Here is a 17,027-nt window from a genome sequence, read left to right as displayed (position 1 = left end):
CGTCATCGGTGAGGACACCAGCCCAGTCTGTCGACCCGGACGCGCCCTCGCTCGGATGATCGTGCTCGGCGGCGGTACCCCGGGAGGGGGCGACCTGTCGTCAGGTGACGTCCTGCGCGGCCCGACCAAACGCCACCGCTACCCTGACGCCATGCGCCGCAGCCTCGACGACCCTCCTCGGAATCGCGCCCGCGCCGGCTCCCCGGCCGTCGCGTCCGTCTGATGGAACGGCGACGGGCGGACCGCTCGGAGCCGGTTCGCGAGGTCCGGCCCTCGAGGGCCCGGCAGAAGAACGAGTCGCGACGGCTGAGGCCCGTCGCCGTCCTTCCCGCGCTGGTCCTGCTGGCGGGGAGCGTCTGGGGTGTCGTGATCGCCGACGACCGCGGGGCAGCGCTGGCCGTCTACCTCGGGCTGTTCGGCTTCGCCATCGTGGTGGCTCTGGTGATCGTCGGAGTGCTGGCGCTCCGCAACCGGCGCTTCCTCGCCACCGCGTCCCTCCGGATCTCGGACCGGGCGATCGAGTGCACGGACGCTCGAGGCAGGGTCGTGACCTTCGACCGCGCCGACCCGTCGGTGAAGGCGCTGCTCGCGTGGGTGCCCGCCGGCCCCAACAGCGAGGGGATCGATCTGCCCCCGTCTCTCATCCTGTTCCTGTCGGACGGGAGCCGGTCGCTGCGGCTCCGCGGGTCGGACTGGGAGATCGAGGATCTGCGAGCCGTCGTCGCCGCCGTGACGACGCCGCTCCTGCCGGCGGCGCGTGGCGTGCACACCGGTGGCCGGAGCGTGTGGGCGCGCCTGACCGGAGCCGCTCCCCGGCGGGAGATCGAGGCGCCGCCCGCCCTGGAGAAGACGCTGAGCCCCGCCGACATCAACGAGCTGATCCCCGGGACGATGAGCTTCCGCGAGACCCGTCCGCTGACGTTCGCCCTCCTGATCGGGTTCGGCTCGGTGGCTCTCGTGCTGGGCGTCGTCGTCGGCGTCGCCTTCGTGGTGGTGCCCGGGTAGCGGAGGAATTCGGCGCCGTGCCGGGGACCGCTGAGCGGGAGACGCGGGCGACAGGCCCACGCCCCCGACCGGCGACCCCGCCGGGGCGATCCTGCCCGCGCCCTAGGCTCCACGCATGACACTCACCCAGGACTCCGGTTGGATCTGGTTCGGACTCGCGATCGTCACCGCCGGTCTCGCCGAGCAGAAGGGCCGCTCGCGCTGGCGCTGGTTCGTGCTGGGGCTGCTGCTCGGGCCGATCGCGACGGCCCTCGTGGTGCTGTGGACGCGTCCCGAGGGCGGAGTGGCGACGGACGTGCGCTGGAACTTCGCGATCGGCGCCGGCGTCGCCGCGGCGGCGCTCGTCCTCGTCGCCGTGACCTCGGCCCTCTGGCTGCTTCTCATCCCGGCGGCGATCGCGGCGCTCGCCGCCGGTCTGCTCGCCTGGCTGAGCCGCCGCGTCCCCTACGAGCACCTGCCCCGCTGACGACCGCCGGCTGGTCGAGCATCGGAACTCGAGATCTCGCGGTCCGCAGCGTCCCGAAAGACATGCCCGATGACAAGCCTCGGTGACAGGGCCTCTCGCGGGACGTCCGAACGGCTGATCCGCCGAGGATCGCGTGAACCTGAGTCGCCTCCCGTCTAGCGGAGACGGGAGCTCTCACCGTCGAGGTCGATGAGGTCCTGTCCGCCACTGGCCGCCGCCCCACCCAGCCGCACGTCCCCCTCCGGATACGCGTCGTGCGAGAAGCACAGCCGCACCCCCGCCGCCTCCACCCGCTCGAGCAGCTCGGACGTCCGCTCGTGCGCCCGCGCGTCGTCGCTGATGAACCGCGGCAGCCGGCGCAGGCGCCCGGACCAGCCGAGGAACTCCCGCCCCCACGCCGCGTCCCCGGCGACCAGCACGCGCTCCTCGACGAGCGCCCCCAGGTGCCCGCGCGCATGCCCCGGGAGCGGCACCACGAGCAGTGATCCGTCGCCGAAGAGGTCGAATCCGGTCAGCCCCGCGATCGTCGTGGCGGGCTGCTCGTCCGACACGATCCCGGCCGCGAACCACGGCGGCAGCAGCGCGCGGAAGATCCCCTCGCGCACCCGGTTCCGCCGCACGGAGGCGACCTGGCCAGACGACAGCACGAACGTCGCGTCCGGGAACCAGCGCACGCCGCCCACGTGGTCCGGGTGCAGGTGCGTGAGCACCACGAACTCCACGTCGGCCGGGGTCAGGCCGAGGGCGAGCAGCCGCTGGTCGACGGTCTCATCGTCCGGTACCGTCGCGGGCAGGATCCGCTCGTACAGCCGTCCGACGAGGCCCGTCCCGCGGAACGTCGGCGGGTAGCCCGTGTCCACGAGCACCCGTCGGCCGCTCGCGTGCGTGTAGAGGAAGACGTTCGAGGGGAAGACGCGGCGGGGGAGCCCCTTCCCGCGGAACACCCGGGACAGCGGGAAGACGGTGCTCCCGCACGCCATCACCTGCAGCGACGACTCAGCCACGCGTCCTCCTCAGGTGCTCGCCGACCCGGCGGATGCCCTCGGCCAGCGGCACGGTCGGCTCGTAGCCGAGCTCGGTCCGCGCCCGCGAGATGTCGAGGGTCTGCGCGTAGGCGAGGGTCGCCACGGTGTAGCGGGTGAACGGCGGCTCGCGGCCGGGCAGCAGCCGGTAGACCCGCTCCAGGATCTCGGCGAGCGCGGTCAGCACGCGCAGGTCCACCCGGATGAAGCGCGGCTCCTCGCCCATCGCGGCGAAGAAGCGCTCGAGGAGGTCGCCGAGCGGAGCGGGCTCGCCGTTGGTGATGTTGTAGACGCCGCCGTCGGCGACGGGAGCGTCGGCGGCGAGCACCAGCGCGTGCGCGGCGTTCTCGACGCAGGTGATGTCGACGGGGTTCCGGCCGCCGTCGAAGAGGGGGATGCCTCGGCGGCGGCTCGCGGCGACGAAGCGGGGGAGGAGGCTGGGGTCGCCGACGCCGATCAGGCCGCGGGGGCGCAGGATCACGAGCTCGGGGATCCGGCCGGAGCGGTGCGCCTCCTGCAGCAGCCGCTCGGCCTCGATCTTGCTGCGGATGTAGAGGCTCATCCGGCTGCCGGTGTCGACCTCCTCCTCCCGCACCAGGTACTGGTGGCGCCGGGCGGAGTAGATGCTCGGCGACGAGACGAAGACGAAGCGGCGGATCCCGCAGCGCTCGGCCAGCGCGATCATCGACTCCGTCCCCGCGACGTTCGCGCGCTCGAACTCGCTCCACGTGCCCCACGGGCTCGAGAGCGCCGCGGCGTGCACGAGCACGTCGGCGTCGACGTCCGTCGCGCCCAGCTCGGCGAGGTCGGCGCGGAGGACCGTGGCGCCCTCCTCCTCCAGCCGCGCCAGCGCCTCGGGGGCGCGACCGGTGGCGAGCACGTCGTCGCCCGCGGCCAGGAACTCGCGCACCGCGTAGCCGCCGAGGAACCCCGTCGCCCCGGTGATCAGCACGCGGCGCCGGCGCTCAGCGGACATCGACGACCTCCAGCCCGCGCTTGCGGCCCCAGTACCAGAGCAGGATCCCCAGGTACCCGAGCGCCTTGCCCTTCCGGATCGACATCAGCACGACCGCGTCCTTGTCGAGCAGCGCCTCGCTCCGCCCGATCACCTGGCAGACCTTCAGGTGCAGCTCCAGGTCCTCGTCGGTGTCGTCGATGCTCGAGCGCGGGAAGCCGTCGACCTGGAGGTACAGCGCGGCGTCGATCGCGAGGTTGCAGCCGGCGGCCATGAACATCCGGTACCGCTGGCCGGGGCGGCGGTAGAAGACGCCCGGCGCGTGCTCCATCAGGCGGATCAGCGCGGTGCCGAGCACGCCGTCGTACCAGCGGTAGACGGCTTCGTCCCGCCGCGGGGACAGGCGGCCGCCGACGAAGCGGGCGCCGCCGCGGAGGTCGGCCTTGAGGCGCGCCACCCAGTCGGCGCTCGGCAGGCAGTCGGCGTCCGTGCGGGCGACGGCCGTCGCGCCCTCGGCGATCGCGTGGCGGAAGCCGGTGTCGGAGGCGGCTCCCGTGCCCTTCTGCGCCTCGTCGATCACGGCGACCTGCCGCTCCGGGCGTCGGCGGCGGAACTCCTCGATCACGGCGCGCGAGCCGTCGGTGCTGCCGTTGTCGACGAGCAGGAGGGTGAAGTCCGGATCGGTCTGGCGGGCGAGCGCGTCGAGGGCGCCGCCGAGCAGCTTCTCCTCGTCGAGGAAGGGCACGACCACCCAGAATCCGTGCGCGTCCATCCGTCCCCCGCTCCGGGACCATGGTGTCGGCGGGCGCCCGTGCCGTCAAACCGCGCCGAACAGTGCGCGCGGAGGTGCAGAGGCGCGCTATACAGGGATTCGCTCCGCACGTCCCGGGGCAGGAAGGGGCCCGCGTGCCCGACCTCCTCCCGCTCCGCGTCCTCGGCACGGGCGAAGCGCTGCCCGAGCGGATCGTCACGACCGCCGAGGTCGCCGCGCTCTGCGGCCTGCCCGCCGACGAGGCCGAGCGCCGCTCCGGCGTGCGCACCCGCCACTGGGTCACCGACGACGAGGACCCGCTGGAGCTCGGCCTGCTCGCCGCCCGCCGGGCGCTCGCGGCGGCCGGACTCGACACGGTCGACGTGGTGCTCAACGCCTCGGGGACCCAGCTGCAGGCGATCCCGGACGGAGGCGCGCTGCTCGCGGCGGGACTCGGCCTCGACGACGTCTCGGCGTACAGCGTCGGCGCCACCTGCCTGTCGTTCCTCTTCGCTCTGCAGGAGGCGGGGTTCCTCCTCGCCACGGGTCGCGCCGACACCGTGCTCATCGTCTCGACCGACTGCGGCAGCCGCGGCATCGACCCGGGCCAGCCCGAGAGCGCCCTGCTCTTCGGCGACGCGGCCGCCGCCGTCGTGATCGGCCGCGCCGAGACTCCAGGCCAGGGCCTGGTCACCACTCACTTCCGCACCCGCCCGAGCGGTGTGCGCCACGCGGAGCTGCGCGGCTTCGGCTCGCGCATCCGCATCGAGGAGGCGCCCGACCGGCTCGCCGACTTCCGCTTCGACATGCAGGGCAAGGCGCTGCTCGTCGACGCGCTGCGGCACTTCCCGGCGTTCCTCGAGGAGGTGCGGCCGGGCCTCTCGAGCGGGCTCCCCGGCATCGACCGGGTGGTCCCGCACCAGACCAGCGCGGCCGGGCTCGAGGGCATGGCCCGCCTCTGGGGTCGCGACCGGATGACGATCACGCTCGGCGAGGTCGGCAACACGATCGGCAGCGCGATCCCGCTGGCCCTGCACCGCTCGCGCGTGCGGCCGGGGGAGTCGGTGCTGCTGGTGGGCACGGGCGCCGGCACCCACTACGGCGCGGTGGTCCTGCAGGCGTGAGCGGCGGCGCCTAGCCGAGGAGCGACAGGGCCGAGAGGCCGAGGAACGGCGCCATCACCACGAGGCAGACCGCGGCGGAGCGACCGAACCCGTGGGAGGAGTCCCGCCCGCCGACCAGACGGGCGAGCAGCCCCGTGACCAGCGGCGGGAGCAGGAACAGCAGCAGCCACGGAGCCAGGACCTCCGCGCGCGGCGCCGTCCAGTCGGGCTGGTCGTCGCGGTCGAGCGGAGGGAGCCGCACGAGGAGGAACGCGGCCGTGAGGACGATCGCGGGGAGGACCGACAGGCAGGTGAGCGTGATCGCGGTGAACCTCGCCCCGTCGTCCCGGGAGTACCGGGCACGGTCGGGGCCGGGAGCAGGTCCCCGGTCGGTGTCCTCGTCCCAGCCCGGACTGCTGAATCGGATGCGTCCCATGAAGCGATCCTGCCGTTCCGCTGCGGCCTACGGCGCGAGGGCGACGGAGCCGAGCGACGGGTAGTCGGGACCCTGGTAGTCCATCACGGTGAGCGTGCGGATCTCCGGCATCGTCGCAGCGCCCGGGATCGGGATCTCCTGATCGGGACGGCCCGGATCCAGCGCGGCGATCTCGAAGGAGTATCCGGCGGTGTCGACCCAGTTGCCGGAGGCGTCCTGCTCGAGCGCACCCTCCTTCAGGGACAGCCGGAGGTCGGACGCGTCGCCGGTCGAGAAGCCGGTGAGGACCGCCCACGTCGATCCGTCCGTCCGGCGCTCGATCCGCACCGAGCCGGTCGTCCCGGTCTGCTGGCTGACGAAGTCTCCCGAGAGGGGGAGCTGCTGCTCGAAAGCGCTGAGCGACGACTCCTCGGAGGAGGGCGCCGCCGACGACGTGGCCGGCGCGGCGTCCGCCGGTGCCGACGGCCCGGTGGCCGGCTCACCGCCGGTGCAGCCGGACAGCAGCAGCGCGCCCGCCAGCGCCGTGACCGCGACCGTGATCCGTGCTCTGCTCATCCTCATGGACCGATCCTGGCACCCGGGCGCCCTGTGCGCGCGCGGTTCTCCAGCGCCGACGGCGCCGCGAGGTCCGCAGCCCCGCCCCGGCGTCCCGTCACTCCCGCCGCTCGACGAGCGCCCGCAGCGCGTCGCGGACGAACCGGGCGCCGGCGACTCCGCCGTAGTGCGCCGAGAACCGCTCGTCGTCGACGTACATCTCGCCGAGCCCGAGCAGGTACTCGTCGCTCGGGCCGCCGGTCGCGTCGCGGGGCGTGCCCGGCACCTCGGCGAGCCAGGCGCGGTGCCGCTCGGCCAGCGCGAGCGCCTCCTCGCCGGTCGGATCCGCCCCGCTCGCCGCCGCGGCGGTCCACGCGTAGGCGAGGTCCGCCTGCCGCCGCTGCCACTGCTCGCGGTCCTCCGCGCTCATCGAGCGCCACCAGCGGTCGCCGTCGGCGTACGCCGGGGCACCCCAGCGGCGCTCCACCTCCTCGCGGTGCTCCGCGTGGTCGAACCCGTCGAACATCTCCTCGGCCATCGGCCCGTTCCCTTCTCTCATCGTGGTGATCGTCCCGGTGACCGCCCGGATGCGGCGGTCGAGCCGTCGGCGCTCCTCCTGGAGCACGTCGAGGTGCCGCTCGAGAGCGGCCACCGGCTCCGCGTCGCGTCGCAGGATCCGCCCGATCTCGGGCAGTCCGAGACCGAGGTCGCGCAGCAGCAGGATCCGCTGCAGCGTCACGAGCGCGGCGCCGTCGTAGTAGCGGTAGCCGTTCGCGCCCAGTCGGCTGGGCGGCAGCAGACCCTCGGCCCCGTAGTGCCGCAGCGTCCGGCTGGTCGTACCGGCCAGCCGCGCCACCTCGTGCACGGTCCACTCCTGCTCCACAGCGCCCTCCGTCTCCGCGTCGCCGGGGACTCCGGCGGCGATGGAAGCGACGGTACGGGTTGACGCAGCGTCAACGTCAAGCGGCGGGAACGGATCCGCTAGCGGGCGTCGATCCTGCGCGTTCCCACCCGGAGGACGAGCTCGGTCACCGGCACCGCGGCGATCGAGCAGCAGGCGGCGGGCACCACGGTCAGCAGCGCGACGACGGCGTCCGTCCCGTCACCCGCGTCGGTCCACGCCGCGATCGAGACCACGATCCAGGCGATCGCGAGGATGCAGACCGCGGAGGCCGACCAGAGGACCGGCCAGGGCGCGCGACCCCGTCCCGCGGAGTAGGGGAGCCCGCCGACGGCCGCCGTCACGGCGGTCGCCAGGAGTGCTCGAGCGAGCGGGAGGAGCAGCTCGCCGGGGTCCCGGCCGGTGTCGAGGGAGGACAGGGCGAACAGGACCGAGGTCGTCGCGAGCGAGAGGACCCCGGCGACGGCGACGAGCGTCAGCAGGGTCCGGACCGCGACGCTCACCGGTCGCCTCCGGCGAGGAACGCGCCGCGCTCCTCCAGCAGCCGCCGCAGGTGCCGGTCGAGCACCAGCCGCTCCGCGATCCGCCCGAGGACGCCGAGCGGGGCGGAGTACTCGAGCCGGTCGATCATCACGGAGCCGGAGCCGTCGGGCTCGAAGCGGTGCTCGTGCCGGAACGTCGCGAAGGGTCCGCGGGTCTGCTCGTCGACGAAGGAGTGCGGGGCGTCGAGCGCGGTGACGGTGCTGGTCAGTCGGAGCGGGACGCCGAAGTGCCGGGCGCTCCAGGTCACCTGCTCGCCCAGGCCGATCAGCCCGGTGGTCGTCCCGGACACCGCGCGCTCGCGAGCGCCGGCCTGCGAGCGCATGTGCAGATCGATGTCGCGCGCCCGGTCGAACATCTCGGCGGCCGGGCGGGCGGAGCGGGTCACGACCTGGAGGAGCACGGTGTCGATCCTGCCCGCCGCGCCCGCAGCCGGCCGCGGACGCGCCGGTCCGCCCGCCTCACCAGCTCGTCACCACGGTCCGCGTGATCACCCACCCCTCGTCGCGGCGGACGAGGCGGCTCGTCAGCTGGAGCCGCCAGGTCGCGTGCAGGCGGCCGATGGTCGCCTCGGTGATGGTGCGGGAGGTGAGCACCTGGTGCGCGGCGCCGCCCGAGAGGGCGCTCTCGACGTGGTCGATCTCGTGGTACTCCTTGCGCGCCTCGTCGATGTCGGCGAGCCACTCCTCCCGCGACTGCACCAGGCCGGTCGGGTGCTCGATCACGAAGCGCTCGTCGAGCAGCGCCTCGAGCGCGGGCAGGTCCACCAGCTCCAGCGCGTCGAAGAGGGCGGCGTGCACCGCGGTCGGGCCGTCGTCCTCCAGCTCGTCGCCCGTGCCGGCGGTCCCGTCGCCGCTCATGCCGGCGGTCCCGTCGTCGCGCGGCGGACGAGCTGCGTCGGCAGCTGCACGTGCAGCGAGCGCGGCTCGCGCCCGGCCATCAGCGCGATCAGCATCTCGGCGGCGGTCGCTCCGAGCGTCTGCATCGGCTGGCGGACGGTGGTCAGCGGCGGATCGAAGCGAGCGGCCTCGGGCACGTCGTCGAAGCCGATCACCGACAGGTCGTGGGGCACGGCGAGGCCCAGGTGCGCGGCGGTCTCGATGATCGCGAGCGCCGAGACGTCGTTGGCGGCGAAGACCGCGGTCGGGCGGTCGGCCAGCGACAGGAGCGAGGAGGCGGGCCGCCGGGCGGTGTCGCGGTGGTAGTTGCCCACCCGCAGCAGGCGCTCGTCGAAGGCGATGCCGGCCTCCGCCAGCGCCGCCCGGTAGCCGGCCTCCCGCAGCCGCGCCGAGCGCAGGTCGCCGCGGCCCGCGACGAAGCCGATGCGGCGGTGCCCGAGGGCGACGAGGTGGCGGGTGGCGAGCAGGGCGCCGCCGAAGTTGTCGGACTCGACGGTCGGCAGGTCGGCGCGGCCGGTGTGCGGGTCCACGGCGACGAGCGGGATGTCGGAGGGGGCGCTCACCACGCTCGGTGTCACCATGATCGCCCCGTCGATGAGGGTGCCGCTGAGCCGGCTGAGCGAGCGCCGCTCCCAGCCCTCCTGCTCGCCCTCGTGGGAGCCGGAGTAGGCGAGCAGGTCGAACCGCGACTCCGCCAGCACCGACCCCACGCCCTTCAGGATCTCGGCGCTGAACGGCTCGAACCCCGCGACGAGCACGCCGATCACGCCCGTGCGCCGGGAGCGCATGCTGCTCGCGACGAGGCTCGACTCGTAGCCGAGCTCGCGCACGACCTCGAGCACGCGGGTGGCGGTGGAGGGGGCGATGCCGTAGCGGCCGTTCACGGCTTTGGACACCGTCGCCACCGAGACGCCGGCGGCAGCGGCGACGTCGTGGATGGTCGGTCGGGTGGTCATGTGGCCGACTGTAACCCGTGCTTCGAAAACCATTTCGAAAACGTTTGACCACTTTCGCAAGCACTGCGGACACTGACTCCACCCGCGAAGGCGGGAACCCCCACGGCGCCGGTGCACCAGGCGGCGCCCTCGATGAAGAGAACGGTTGGACGATGAAGTTCAGGAAGATCGCAGTGGCGACAGCAGCCCTGCTCGGCACGGTCGCGGCCCTCACCGGCTGCTCGGGCCAGGACTCGGGATCGAGCGACGGCACCGTCGCGATGACCCTCTGGCAGAACTCGACCACGGGCCCCGGCCAGGAGTTCTGGGACAAGACGATCGCGGACTTCGAGGCCGCGAACCCCGGAGTGACCATCGAGTCGCAGGCCATCCAGAACGAGGACCTCGACGGCAAGCTCCAGACGGCGCTCAACTCGGGCGACGCCCCCGACGTCTTCCTCCAGCGCGGAGGCGGCAAGCTCGCCGCCATGGTCGCGGGCGGACAGCTGAAGGACCTCACCGACGGCATCTCGGACCAGGCGCGCAGCGAGATCCCCGAGGGCTCGTTCTCGGCGAACACCCTCGACGACAAGGTCTGGGCGATGCCGGTCGCCGTCCTCCCGGGCGGCCTGTTCTACAGCCAGGACCTCTTCACGGCGGCGGGCGTCACCGAGACGCCGAAGACCATCGACGAGCTCGACTCGGCGATCACGAAGATCAAGGGCAGCGGAGCCCAGGCCGTCGCGCTCGGCGCGAAGGACGCCTGGCCCGCCGCGCACTGGTACTACTTCTTCGCGCTCCGCGAGTGCAGCGCCGACACCATGGCCGAGGCGGCCGACACCAAGGACTTCTCGGACGACTGCTGGGTCCGCGCGGGCGAGGACCTGCAGGACTTCTCGGCCACCGAGCCGTTCAACGAGGGCTTCCTCACCACCGCCGCCCAGCAGGGCGCGGGCAGCTCGGCCGGACTCCTCGCCAACCACCAGGCGTCGATGGAGCTCATGGGCGCGTGGAACCCCGGCGTGATCGCCTCCCTCACCCCCGACGAGAAGCCGCTGCCCGACCTGGGCTGGTTCCCGTTCCCCGAGATCGACGGCGGCGACGGCGAGGCCGGCGCGATCATGGGCGGTGTCGACGGCTACTCCTGCTCCGCGGGCGCTCCCGACGAGTGCGTCGACTTCCTCAACTACCTGGCCACCTCCGACGTGCAGAAGGAGTACTACGCGGCCTTCAACGCGCCCCCGGTGAACACCGTGGCGCAGGAGGCGGTCACCGAGCCGTACCTGCAGCAGATCCTCGAGGCCTACAACTCGGCCCCGTACGTCTCGCAGTGGCTCGACACCGTCTACGGCCTCAACGTCGGCAACGCGCTGAACGTCGGAGTCGTCGACCTGCTGGCCGGCAAGAGCGACCCCGAGCAGCTGGTCGAGGCCGTCAACGCCGCCGCGGCGAAGGCCTAGCCACCATGGCACTCCGCGAGAGCCCGCTCCTCGGAGTGGATGAGCCCCGCGGGACCGCGCGCACCGGAGGCGTCACCTCGACGCCTCCGGTGCGCCGGCGCCGCCGCAGCGTGGGCTGGGCGGGGCGCTTCGAGATCGCGCTCCTGGTCGGCCCGGCGCTGATCGTCTTCCTCGCCTTCGTGATCTTCCCGGTCGTGATGGCGGCCTACTACGGCTTCTTCAGCTGGCAGGGCTACGGAGTGCCGACGGACTTCGTCGGCTTCCGCAACTACCTGACGATCCTGCAGGACCCCACCTTCCACGACGCCCTCGCGCACAACGGCATCATCGTGGTGCTCTCGCTCGTGCTCCAGGGGCCGGTCGCGATCCTCCTGGCGCTGCTGCTGAACCGCAAGCTGCGCGGGCAGTCGATCATCCGCGTCCTGATCTTCGTGCCGTACGTGATCTCGGAGGTCGTCGTCGGCACCGGCTGGAGCCTGATGCTCCAGACCAGCGGCGCGGTCAACGGCCTGCTCGAGAAGGTCGGCCTCGGCGCGCTGAAGCAGGACTGGCTCTCGGATCCGGCGATCGCGATCTGGACGCTGATGCTGATCATCACGTGGAAGTACATCGGCTTCGCCGTGATCCTCTTCCTCGCGGGTCTGCAGGGCATCCCCGAGGAGCTGTCCGAGGCCGCGGCCATCGACGGCGCCTCCTACTGGCAGGTGCAGCGGCGGATCACCCTGCCCCTGCTCGCGCCGACCCTGCGGATCTGGGCGTTCCTGTCGATCATCGGCGCACTGCAGCTGTTCGACCTCGTCTACATCATCTGGGGCCAGTACGTGTCCTCGACCGCGGGCACCTCGACCATGGCGATCTACTTGGTCACCAACGGCCGCAACGCCGGCAACTACGGGTACGGGAACGCCGTCGCGGTGGTCCTGTTCCTGATCTCGCTCGTGGTGGCGCTGCTCTACCAGCGCTTCGTGCTCCGGCGCGACACGGCGGGCGCACTGACGGGAGACAAGCGATGACCGGCACGACGATGACGGCCCCGCCGATCACTCCGGAGACCCCTCGGCCTCTCGCGGTGAAGCGGCGCCGGCAGCCCCTGGGCCGCGGCACCACGATCGCCTACGTCGTGGCGATCGTCGTGATCGCGCTGATGCTCGCCCCGGTGGCGTACATCATCCTCGGCGGCTTCCGCACGAACGCGCAGATCACCACCGACCCGGCGGGCCTGCCCTCGCCGTGGAACGTGCAGAACTACCTCGACGTGATCACCGGCGGCGTCTTCTGGCAGGAGGTCGGCAACTCCACCATCGCCGGCCTCGCGACGACGCTCGGCGTGGTCGTGCTCGGCCTGATGGCGAGCTACGTCCTGGCCCGCTACGACTTCACCGGCCGGGGCGTGTTCTACGCGCTCTTCGCCGCCGGCCTGATGTTCCCGATGACCGTGGCGATCACTCCTCTCTACCTGGTGATCAAGAGCCTCGGCCTGATGAACTCGCTCGCCGGAGTGGTGCTGCCGCAGATCGCGTTCGGCCTGCCGACCACGATCATCATCCTGGTGCCGTTCCTCCGCGCGATCCCGGACGAGATCCAGGAGGCGGCCTTCATCGACGGCTGCAGCCGGATCGGCTTCTTCTTCCGGATGGTCGTGCGCCTGGCGATGCCCGGCGTGATCACCACGGGGATCCTCGCGTTCATCGCGAGCTGGAACAGCTACCTGCTGCCCCTGTTCATCCTCAACAACGAGTCCACCTTCACGCTCCCGCTCGGAGTGCAGGCGTTCTCGTCGCAGTACTCGGTCGACACGGCGAAGGTGCTGGCCTTCGTGTCGCTGTCGATGATCCCGGCGCTGATCTTCTTCAGCGTCTTCGAGCGCCGCATCGTCGGCGGGCTGACGGGGGCGGTGAAGGGATGAGCGGATCGCTCCGCCCGTCCGCCGCGTCCCCCGTCCCGTCCGCGCCCGTCGCCCCACCCGCAGAGAGGGTCGCACCGTGACCGCACCGCACGCACCAGAGGACCCACAGGCCCCGTCCGCCCGCACCACCGAGCTGCTGGGCCGGATGACGCTGGAGGAGAAGCTCTCCCAGCTGGTCGGCTACTGGGTCGACCAGGGCGGCGAGGTCGTCGCCCCGCTCGCCGGCGAGATGGCCACCTCGACCGGGTACGCCGAGGCGACCCGCGAGGGGATCGGCCAGCTGACCCGCGTCTACGGCACGCGCCCCGTCGATCCGCTCGAGCGCGCCCGGTGGCTGTGGGCGGAGCAGCGCCGGCTCGTTGAGGAGACGCGGCTGGGCATCCCGGCGATCGTCCACGAGGAGTGCCTGACCGGGCTCGCCGCCTGGCAGGCCGCGACGTTCCCGACTCCGCTCGCCTGGGGCGCCTCGTTCGACCCGGAGCTCGTGGCCGAGCTCGGCGCCGTGATCGGCGGCTCGATGCGCGAGCTCGGGATCCACCAGGGCCTGGCGCCCGTGCTCGACGTGATCCGCGACCCCCGCTGGGGCCGGGTCGACGAGTGCATCGCCGAGGACCCGTACGTCGTCGGCACGATCGGCACCGCGTACGTGCAGGGGCTGCAGTCCACCGGCGTCGACGCGACGCTGAAGCACTTCATCGGCTACTCCGCCTCCCGCGGCGGCCGCAACCACGCGCCGGTGCACGCCGGACCGCGCGAGATCGCGGACGTGCTGCTGCCGCCGTTCGAGATGGCGATCCGCGACGGGGGCGCCCGCTCGGTGATGAACTCCTACGCCGAGATCGACGGGGACCCGGTCGGAGCGACGCCCGCCTACCTCACGGGCGTGCTGCGCGAGCGCTGGGGCTTCGACGGCGTGGTCGTCGCCGACTACTTCTCGGTCGCGTTCCTCCACCTCATGCACGCGGTCGCCGCCGATCTGGGCGAGGCGGCCGAGCTGGCGCTCGCCGCGGGGATCGACGTGGAGCTGCCCACGGGCGACGCGTTCCTCGCGCCGCTGGCCGCGCGCATCCGGGCCGGGGAGGCCGACGAGGCGCTCGTCGACCGGGCCGTGCTGCGGGTGCTCGCGCAGAAGGAGCGGCTCGGCCTGCTCGACGCGCGCTTCGACGACGCCCCCGAGTCGATCGACCTCGACTCGCCGGCCCACCGCGACATCGCCCGCCGCCTGGCCGAGGAGTCGGTGGTGCTGCTCGCGAACGACGGCGTCCTGCCGCTCGCTGCGCCGCGCCGCCTCGCGCTGATCGGTCCCAACGCCGACAGCGCGCCCGCGCTCATGGGCTGCTACTCCTTCGCCAACCACGTGCTGGCGCACCACCCGGGCGTGCCGCTTGGCTTCGAGATCCCGACGGTTGCGGACGCGCTGGCCGGCGAGTTCGGCTCGGCCGAGCTGCTGCTCGCCGAGGGCTGCTCAGTCGAGGGCGACGACGCCTCCGGGATCGCGGAGGCGGTCCGGGCGGCCGCCGACTCCGACGTGGCGATCGTGGTCGTCGGCGACCGGGCGGGCCTGTTCGGCCGCGGCACGGTCGGCGAGGGCAACGACGTCGAGAGCCTCGAGCTCCCGGGCCGCCAGCGCGAGCTGGTCGAGGCCGTCGTGGCGACCGGGACCCCGGTCGTGCTCGTGCTGCTGACCGGCCGCCCCTACGCCGTGGGCTGGGCGCTCGACGGGCCGTCGGCTCCCGCCGCCGTGCTGCAGGCGTTCTTCCCGGGGGAGGAGGGCGCCGGCGCGATCGCGGGCGTCGTCTCGGGACGGGTCGACCCCTCCGGCCACCTGCCGGTCTCGCTGCCGCGCTCGGCCGGGGCGCAGCCGTTCTCGTACCTGCACCCGATCCTCGGCGGGCCGTCGGACGTGACCTCCGCCGACAGCACGCCGGTGCGGCCGTTCGGCCACGGGCTCTCGTACACGCACTTCGCCCGGACGGAGCTGGCGGCCGAGGAGTCCGCCCCGACGGACGGCTCCTTCACGGCGACCGTGCGCGTCCGCAACACGGGCGAGCGGGCGGGCACCGACCTGGTGCAGCTGTACGCCCGCGACGTGTTCGCGAGCGTGACCCGGCCGGTGGCGCAGCTGCTCGGCTACGCGCGGGTCGCGCTCGAGCCCGGCGAGGAGGCGGAGGTCCGGTTCGAGGTCCCGGCCGCGCGCCTGGCCTTCACCGGACGCGAGGGCGTGCGGATCGTCGAGCCCGGCCGCGTCGAGCTGTGGGTGGGCCCGGACTGCGCGACCCGCGAGACGGAGGCGGCGCTCGAGCTGGTCGGCGCGGCCGCCGCTGTCGACGCCTCCTCGCAGCGCCTCGTCGGCACGCGGGTCCAGCGGGCGGGAGCGGGCGTCCCGGCCTGACCCCGTGGACAACGCTGGAAGGATCGCTCCGGCGGGCCGTGGATCCGCGGATCCCGGTGCCCGCGGGGCGATCCTTCCTGCGGTCTGGGCACGGCGCGGCTCCGGCACCGCTCTGGCGCGGCTCGGGCGGGCGCGGCAGGCTGGGGGGATGAGCGACGACGCGAAGCAGACCCTCCTCCGCTACCTGCAGGAGGGGCGCGACGCCCTGCTGCAGAAGCTCGACGGGCTCGACGAGTACGACGTGCGGCGGCCGCTGGTCGCGACGGGCACGAACCTGCTCGGCCTGGTGAAGCACGTGGCGGGCACCGAGGCGGGCTACCTCGGCGCCGTGTTCGGGCGGCCGTTCCCGGAGTCGATGCCGTGGATGGAGGACGAGTCGGAGCCGAACTCGGACATGTGGGCGACGGCCGACGAGTCCCTGGCCGACGTCGTCGCGCTGTACCGCCGCGTGTGGGCCCACTCCGACGCGACGGTCGCGGCCCTCCCGCTCGACGCTCCCGGGCAGGTCCCCTGGTGGACGAACCGCGACGTGACGCTGCACCGGATCCTCGTCCACATCACCGCGGAGACGCACCGGCACGCCGGCCACGCCGACATCGTCCGCGAGCTGATCGACGGGCGGGTCGGACTCCGGACGCCCGGCGACAACCTCCCGCCGGTGCCGGAGGAGTGGTGGCCGGAGTACCGGGAGCGCCTCGAGTCGCTGGCGCGCGCCGTGCGCGACCGGGGCTGACGTGCCGGCGTCCGTCGGCACCGCGGTCACGCCGGCACGCGCGGCGCGGCTGCTCGACGAGCTCGATCCCGCGACGGAGGCGGCGCTCGACGCGGCTCTCGGAGGTCGCGGTCGCGGCCGGGCCGCCCTGCAGCGGCGCCGCGACGGGGCGTCGCCGGAGGAGCGGAGGCAGCGGGCCGCGCTCGAGCGCCGGGCGTTCAGTGCGGAGGCGGACCCCGCGGCGCTCGCGGAGCTGGCACTGCTGCGCGCGCAGCTCCGCGAGCGGGAGGAGGCGCTCGACGCCGCGGTCGCGGGACTGGCCGCGTCCGTCGGGCCCGCAGCGGCCCAGGGCCGGATCGGCCGCGGGACGGCGAGCGGCCGGACCGGTGGGGACGAGACCGGCGAGACCACCGGAGCGGACGACGCCGACTCCCGCACCTCCGCCACGCCCCGCCCGCGCCGCCGCCTCGGGGTGATCGCCGCCCTCGTCGCCGTGCTCGGGCTCGCCGCCCTCGGCACGGCCGCCTCCGTCGCGCTGGCCCCTCGCCCGTCGCTGGAGGTCTTCACCGAGCCCTGGGCCGTCCCCGACGACGTCGCCACGCGCCCGCTGTCGACCCTCGCGAGCCTCCGCGTCTTCCACTGGGGGCCGACGCGCTACCTGGGCAGCATCGCCGGAGTCGACTACTTCGCCACCCTCAGCCTCGACTCCTTCTCGGCCGCGGAGCTCGCCGACGAGTCCGTCTGCCTCTACGGGCTCGCGCGTTCCGACGGCGACGTCGTCGTCACGGACTGCGCGGCGACCGCCGACTTCGTCGCGAGCGGCATGACCCTCTCGCCCGACGACTACCAGGGCGACGCGGGCGGCACCGGAGTCGCCTGGGGTCCGACCGGAGGGATCCGCTCAGCCGGCTGAGGTGGCTGGCCGGTCCGACCAGGAGACGGGTCTCGCCTCGCAGCCCCTCGTCCGAGAGCGACGGCACCACGACCAGGTCCGACTTCCCCACGTTCGC

General features: G+C 73.5%; 19 protein-coding genes. 9 read left to right on the top strand and 10 right to left on the bottom strand.

Annotated elements, in window-relative coordinates; translation table 11 throughout:
- The first annotated feature begins 222 nt into the window (after nucleotides 1-222).
- Nucleotides 223-1,005 (top strand): hypothetical protein, encoded by a 783-nt coding sequence (locus C5C99_RS12395; protein ID WP_146085508.1) that lies wholly within the window; start codon nucleotides 223-225, stop codon nucleotides 1,003-1,005.
- Between the two features lie 115 nt (nucleotides 1,006-1,120).
- Nucleotides 1,121-1,471 (top strand): hypothetical protein, encoded by a 351-nt coding sequence (locus C5C99_RS12390; RefSeq protein WP_104234111.1) that lies wholly within the window; start codon nucleotides 1,121-1,123, stop codon nucleotides 1,469-1,471.
- Nucleotides 1,472-1,626: 155 nt separating this feature from the next.
- Here C5C99_RS12390 and C5C99_RS12385 read toward each other — a convergent pair whose 3' ends face one another.
- The 3 genes from C5C99_RS12385 to C5C99_RS12375 are packed head-to-tail and all read right to left on the bottom strand — an operon-like array spanning nucleotide 1,627 to nucleotide 4,220.
- Nucleotides 1,627-2,475, bottom strand: a complete 849-nt coding sequence (locus C5C99_RS12385) for an MBL fold metallo-hydrolase (RefSeq protein WP_104340166.1) — start codon at nucleotides 2,473-2,475, stop codon at nucleotides 1,627-1,629.
- The gene (locus C5C99_RS12380) at nucleotides 2,468-3,469 is read right to left on the bottom strand and encodes an NAD(P)-dependent oxidoreductase (RefSeq protein WP_104340165.1); all 1,002 of its coding nucleotides are present in this window, start codon (nucleotides 3,467-3,469) and stop codon (nucleotides 2,468-2,470) included. Before C5C99_RS12380 ends, C5C99_RS12385 begins: the two co-directional genes overlap by 8 nt.
- Nucleotides 3,459-4,220 (bottom strand): glycosyltransferase family A protein, encoded by a 762-nt coding sequence (locus C5C99_RS12375; RefSeq protein ID WP_104340164.1) that lies wholly within the window; start codon nucleotides 4,218-4,220, stop codon nucleotides 3,459-3,461. The genes C5C99_RS12380 and C5C99_RS12375 overlap by 11 nt, the downstream gene beginning before the upstream one ends.
- 134 nt (nucleotides 4,221-4,354) lie before the next feature.
- On the opposite strand from C5C99_RS12375, the gene C5C99_RS12370 reads away from it, so the two are divergent.
- A complete protein-coding gene (locus C5C99_RS12370; protein ID WP_219813632.1) occupies nucleotides 4,355-5,323 on the top strand; it encodes a 3-oxoacyl-ACP synthase III family protein in 969 nt (322 codons plus the stop codon).
- Between the two features lie 10 nt (nucleotides 5,324-5,333).
- Here the strand turns inward: C5C99_RS12370 and C5C99_RS12365 are convergent, their stop codons facing one another.
- The 7 genes from C5C99_RS12365 to C5C99_RS12335 form a co-directional block, all read right to left on the bottom strand.
- Nucleotides 5,334-5,738, bottom strand: coding sequence for a hypothetical protein (locus tag C5C99_RS12365; protein ID WP_104340162.1), 405 nt, complete (start codon nucleotides 5,736-5,738; stop codon nucleotides 5,334-5,336).
- A 27-nt stretch (nucleotides 5,739-5,765) separates the two neighbouring features.
- Nucleotides 5,766-6,299, bottom strand: a complete 534-nt coding sequence (locus tag C5C99_RS12360) for a hypothetical protein (protein ID WP_146085507.1) — start codon at nucleotides 6,297-6,299, stop codon at nucleotides 5,766-5,768.
- 91 nt (nucleotides 6,300-6,390) lie between these two features.
- A complete protein-coding gene (locus tag C5C99_RS12355) occupies nucleotides 6,391-7,155 on the bottom strand; it encodes a TipAS antibiotic-recognition domain-containing protein (RefSeq protein ID WP_104340160.1) in 765 nt (254 codons plus the stop codon).
- 98 nt (nucleotides 7,156-7,253) lie between these two features.
- A complete protein-coding gene (locus tag C5C99_RS12350) occupies nucleotides 7,254-7,676 on the bottom strand; it encodes a hypothetical protein (RefSeq protein ID WP_104340159.1) in 423 nt (140 codons plus the stop codon).
- Nucleotides 7,673-8,116 (bottom strand): SRPBCC family protein, encoded by a 444-nt coding sequence (locus C5C99_RS12345; protein WP_258063692.1) that lies wholly within the window; start codon nucleotides 8,114-8,116, stop codon nucleotides 7,673-7,675. Before C5C99_RS12345 ends, C5C99_RS12350 begins: the two co-directional genes overlap by 4 nt.
- Before the next feature lie 58 nt (nucleotides 8,117-8,174).
- The gene (locus C5C99_RS12340; RefSeq protein WP_104340158.1) at nucleotides 8,175-8,573 is read right to left on the bottom strand and encodes a nuclear transport factor 2 family protein; all 399 of its coding nucleotides are present in this window, start codon (nucleotides 8,571-8,573) and stop codon (nucleotides 8,175-8,177) included.
- The gene (locus C5C99_RS12335; RefSeq protein ID WP_104263367.1) at nucleotides 8,570-9,568 is read right to left on the bottom strand and encodes a LacI family DNA-binding transcriptional regulator; all 999 of its coding nucleotides are present in this window, start codon (nucleotides 9,566-9,568) and stop codon (nucleotides 8,570-8,572) included. Before C5C99_RS12335 ends, C5C99_RS12340 begins: the two co-directional genes overlap by 4 nt.
- Before the next feature lie 152 nt (nucleotides 9,569-9,720).
- Between C5C99_RS12335 and C5C99_RS12330 the strand changes: the two genes are divergently transcribed.
- The 6 genes from C5C99_RS12330 (at nucleotide 9,721) to C5C99_RS12305 (ending at nucleotide 16,930) form a co-directional block, all read left to right on the top strand.
- Nucleotides 9,721-11,007: an ABC transporter substrate-binding protein gene (locus C5C99_RS12330; protein ID WP_104226346.1), complete on the top strand. Its 1,287-nt coding sequence runs from the start codon at nucleotides 9,721-9,723 to the stop codon at nucleotides 11,005-11,007.
- Between the two features lie 5 nt (nucleotides 11,008-11,012).
- On the top strand, nucleotides 11,013-12,020 hold the full coding sequence (locus tag C5C99_RS12325) for a carbohydrate ABC transporter permease (protein WP_104226347.1): 1,008 nt from the start codon (nucleotides 11,013-11,015) through the stop codon (nucleotides 12,018-12,020).
- Nucleotides 12,017-12,913 carry a carbohydrate ABC transporter permease gene (locus C5C99_RS12320; RefSeq protein ID WP_104224899.1) on the top strand — a complete coding sequence of 299 codons (897 nt, stop codon included), beginning with the start codon at nucleotides 12,017-12,019 and terminating at the stop codon, nucleotides 12,911-12,913. Before C5C99_RS12325 ends, C5C99_RS12320 begins: the two co-directional genes overlap by 4 nt.
- Nucleotides 12,914-13,058: 145 nt before the next feature.
- Nucleotides 13,059-15,305 carry a glycoside hydrolase family 3 N-terminal domain-containing protein gene (locus C5C99_RS12315; RefSeq protein WP_104340157.1) on the top strand — a complete coding sequence of 749 codons (2,247 nt, stop codon included), beginning with the start codon at nucleotides 13,059-13,061 and terminating at the stop codon, nucleotides 15,303-15,305.
- A gap of 148 nt (nucleotides 15,306-15,453) precedes the next feature.
- Nucleotides 15,454-16,038 (top strand): DinB family protein, encoded by a 585-nt coding sequence (locus tag C5C99_RS12310; protein WP_104261380.1) that lies wholly within the window; start codon nucleotides 15,454-15,456, stop codon nucleotides 16,036-16,038.
- A gap of 1 nt (nucleotide 16,039) precedes the next feature.
- Nucleotides 16,040-16,930 carry a hypothetical protein gene (locus tag C5C99_RS12305; RefSeq protein ID WP_104340156.1) on the top strand — a complete coding sequence of 297 codons (891 nt, stop codon included), beginning with the start codon at nucleotides 16,040-16,042 and terminating at the stop codon, nucleotides 16,928-16,930.
- The last annotated feature ends 97 nt before the right edge of the window (nucleotides 16,931-17,027 follow it).

It is taken from the genome of Rathayibacter sp. AY1C4, from assembly GCF_002932195.1.
GTDB lineage: Bacteria > Actinomycetota > Actinomycetes > Actinomycetales > Microbacteriaceae > Rathayibacter.
This window is presented reverse-complemented; position numbering and strand designations above follow the sequence as displayed.

Bases quoted from the DNA above. Each gene is read 5' to 3' on its own strand.
- C5C99_RS12395 (WP_146085508.1), top strand. From the start codon at position 223: ATGGAACGGCGACGGGCGGACCGCTCGGAGCCGGTTCGCGAGGTCCGG.
- C5C99_RS12390 (WP_104234111.1), top strand. From the start codon at position 1,121: ATGACACTCACCCAGGACTCCGGTTGGATCTGGTTCGGACTCGCGATC.
- C5C99_RS12380 (WP_104340165.1), bottom strand. From the start codon at position 3,469: ATGTCCGCTGAGCGCCGGCGCCGCGTGCTGATCACCGGGGCGACGGGG.
- C5C99_RS12375 (WP_104340164.1), bottom strand. From the start codon at position 4,220: ATGGACGCGCACGGATTCTGGGTGGTCGTGCCCTTCCTCGACGAGGAG.
- C5C99_RS12365 (WP_104340162.1), bottom strand. From the start codon at position 5,738: ATGGGACGCATCCGATTCAGCAGTCCGGGCTGGGACGAGGACACCGAC.
- C5C99_RS12360 (WP_146085507.1), bottom strand. From the start codon at position 6,299: ATGAGGATGAGCAGAGCACGGATCACGGTCGCGGTCACGGCGCTGGCG.
- C5C99_RS12340 (WP_104340158.1), bottom strand. From the start codon at position 8,573: ATGAGCGGCGACGGGACCGCCGGCACGGGCGACGAGCTGGAGGACGAC.
- C5C99_RS12335 (WP_104263367.1), bottom strand. From the start codon at position 9,568: ATGACCACCCGACCGACCATCCACGACGTCGCCGCTGCCGCCGGCGTC.
- C5C99_RS12330 (WP_104226346.1), top strand. From the start codon at position 9,721: ATGAAGTTCAGGAAGATCGCAGTGGCGACAGCAGCCCTGCTCGGCACG.
- C5C99_RS12325 (WP_104226347.1), top strand. From the start codon at position 11,013: ATGGCACTCCGCGAGAGCCCGCTCCTCGGAGTGGATGAGCCCCGCGGG.
- C5C99_RS12320 (WP_104224899.1), top strand. From the start codon at position 12,017: ATGACCGGCACGACGATGACGGCCCCGCCGATCACTCCGGAGACCCCT.
- C5C99_RS12315 (WP_104340157.1), top strand. From the start codon at position 13,059: ATGACGCTGGAGGAGAAGCTCTCCCAGCTGGTCGGCTACTGGGTCGAC.
- C5C99_RS12310 (WP_104261380.1), top strand. From the start codon at position 15,454: ATGAGCGACGACGCGAAGCAGACCCTCCTCCGCTACCTGCAGGAGGGG.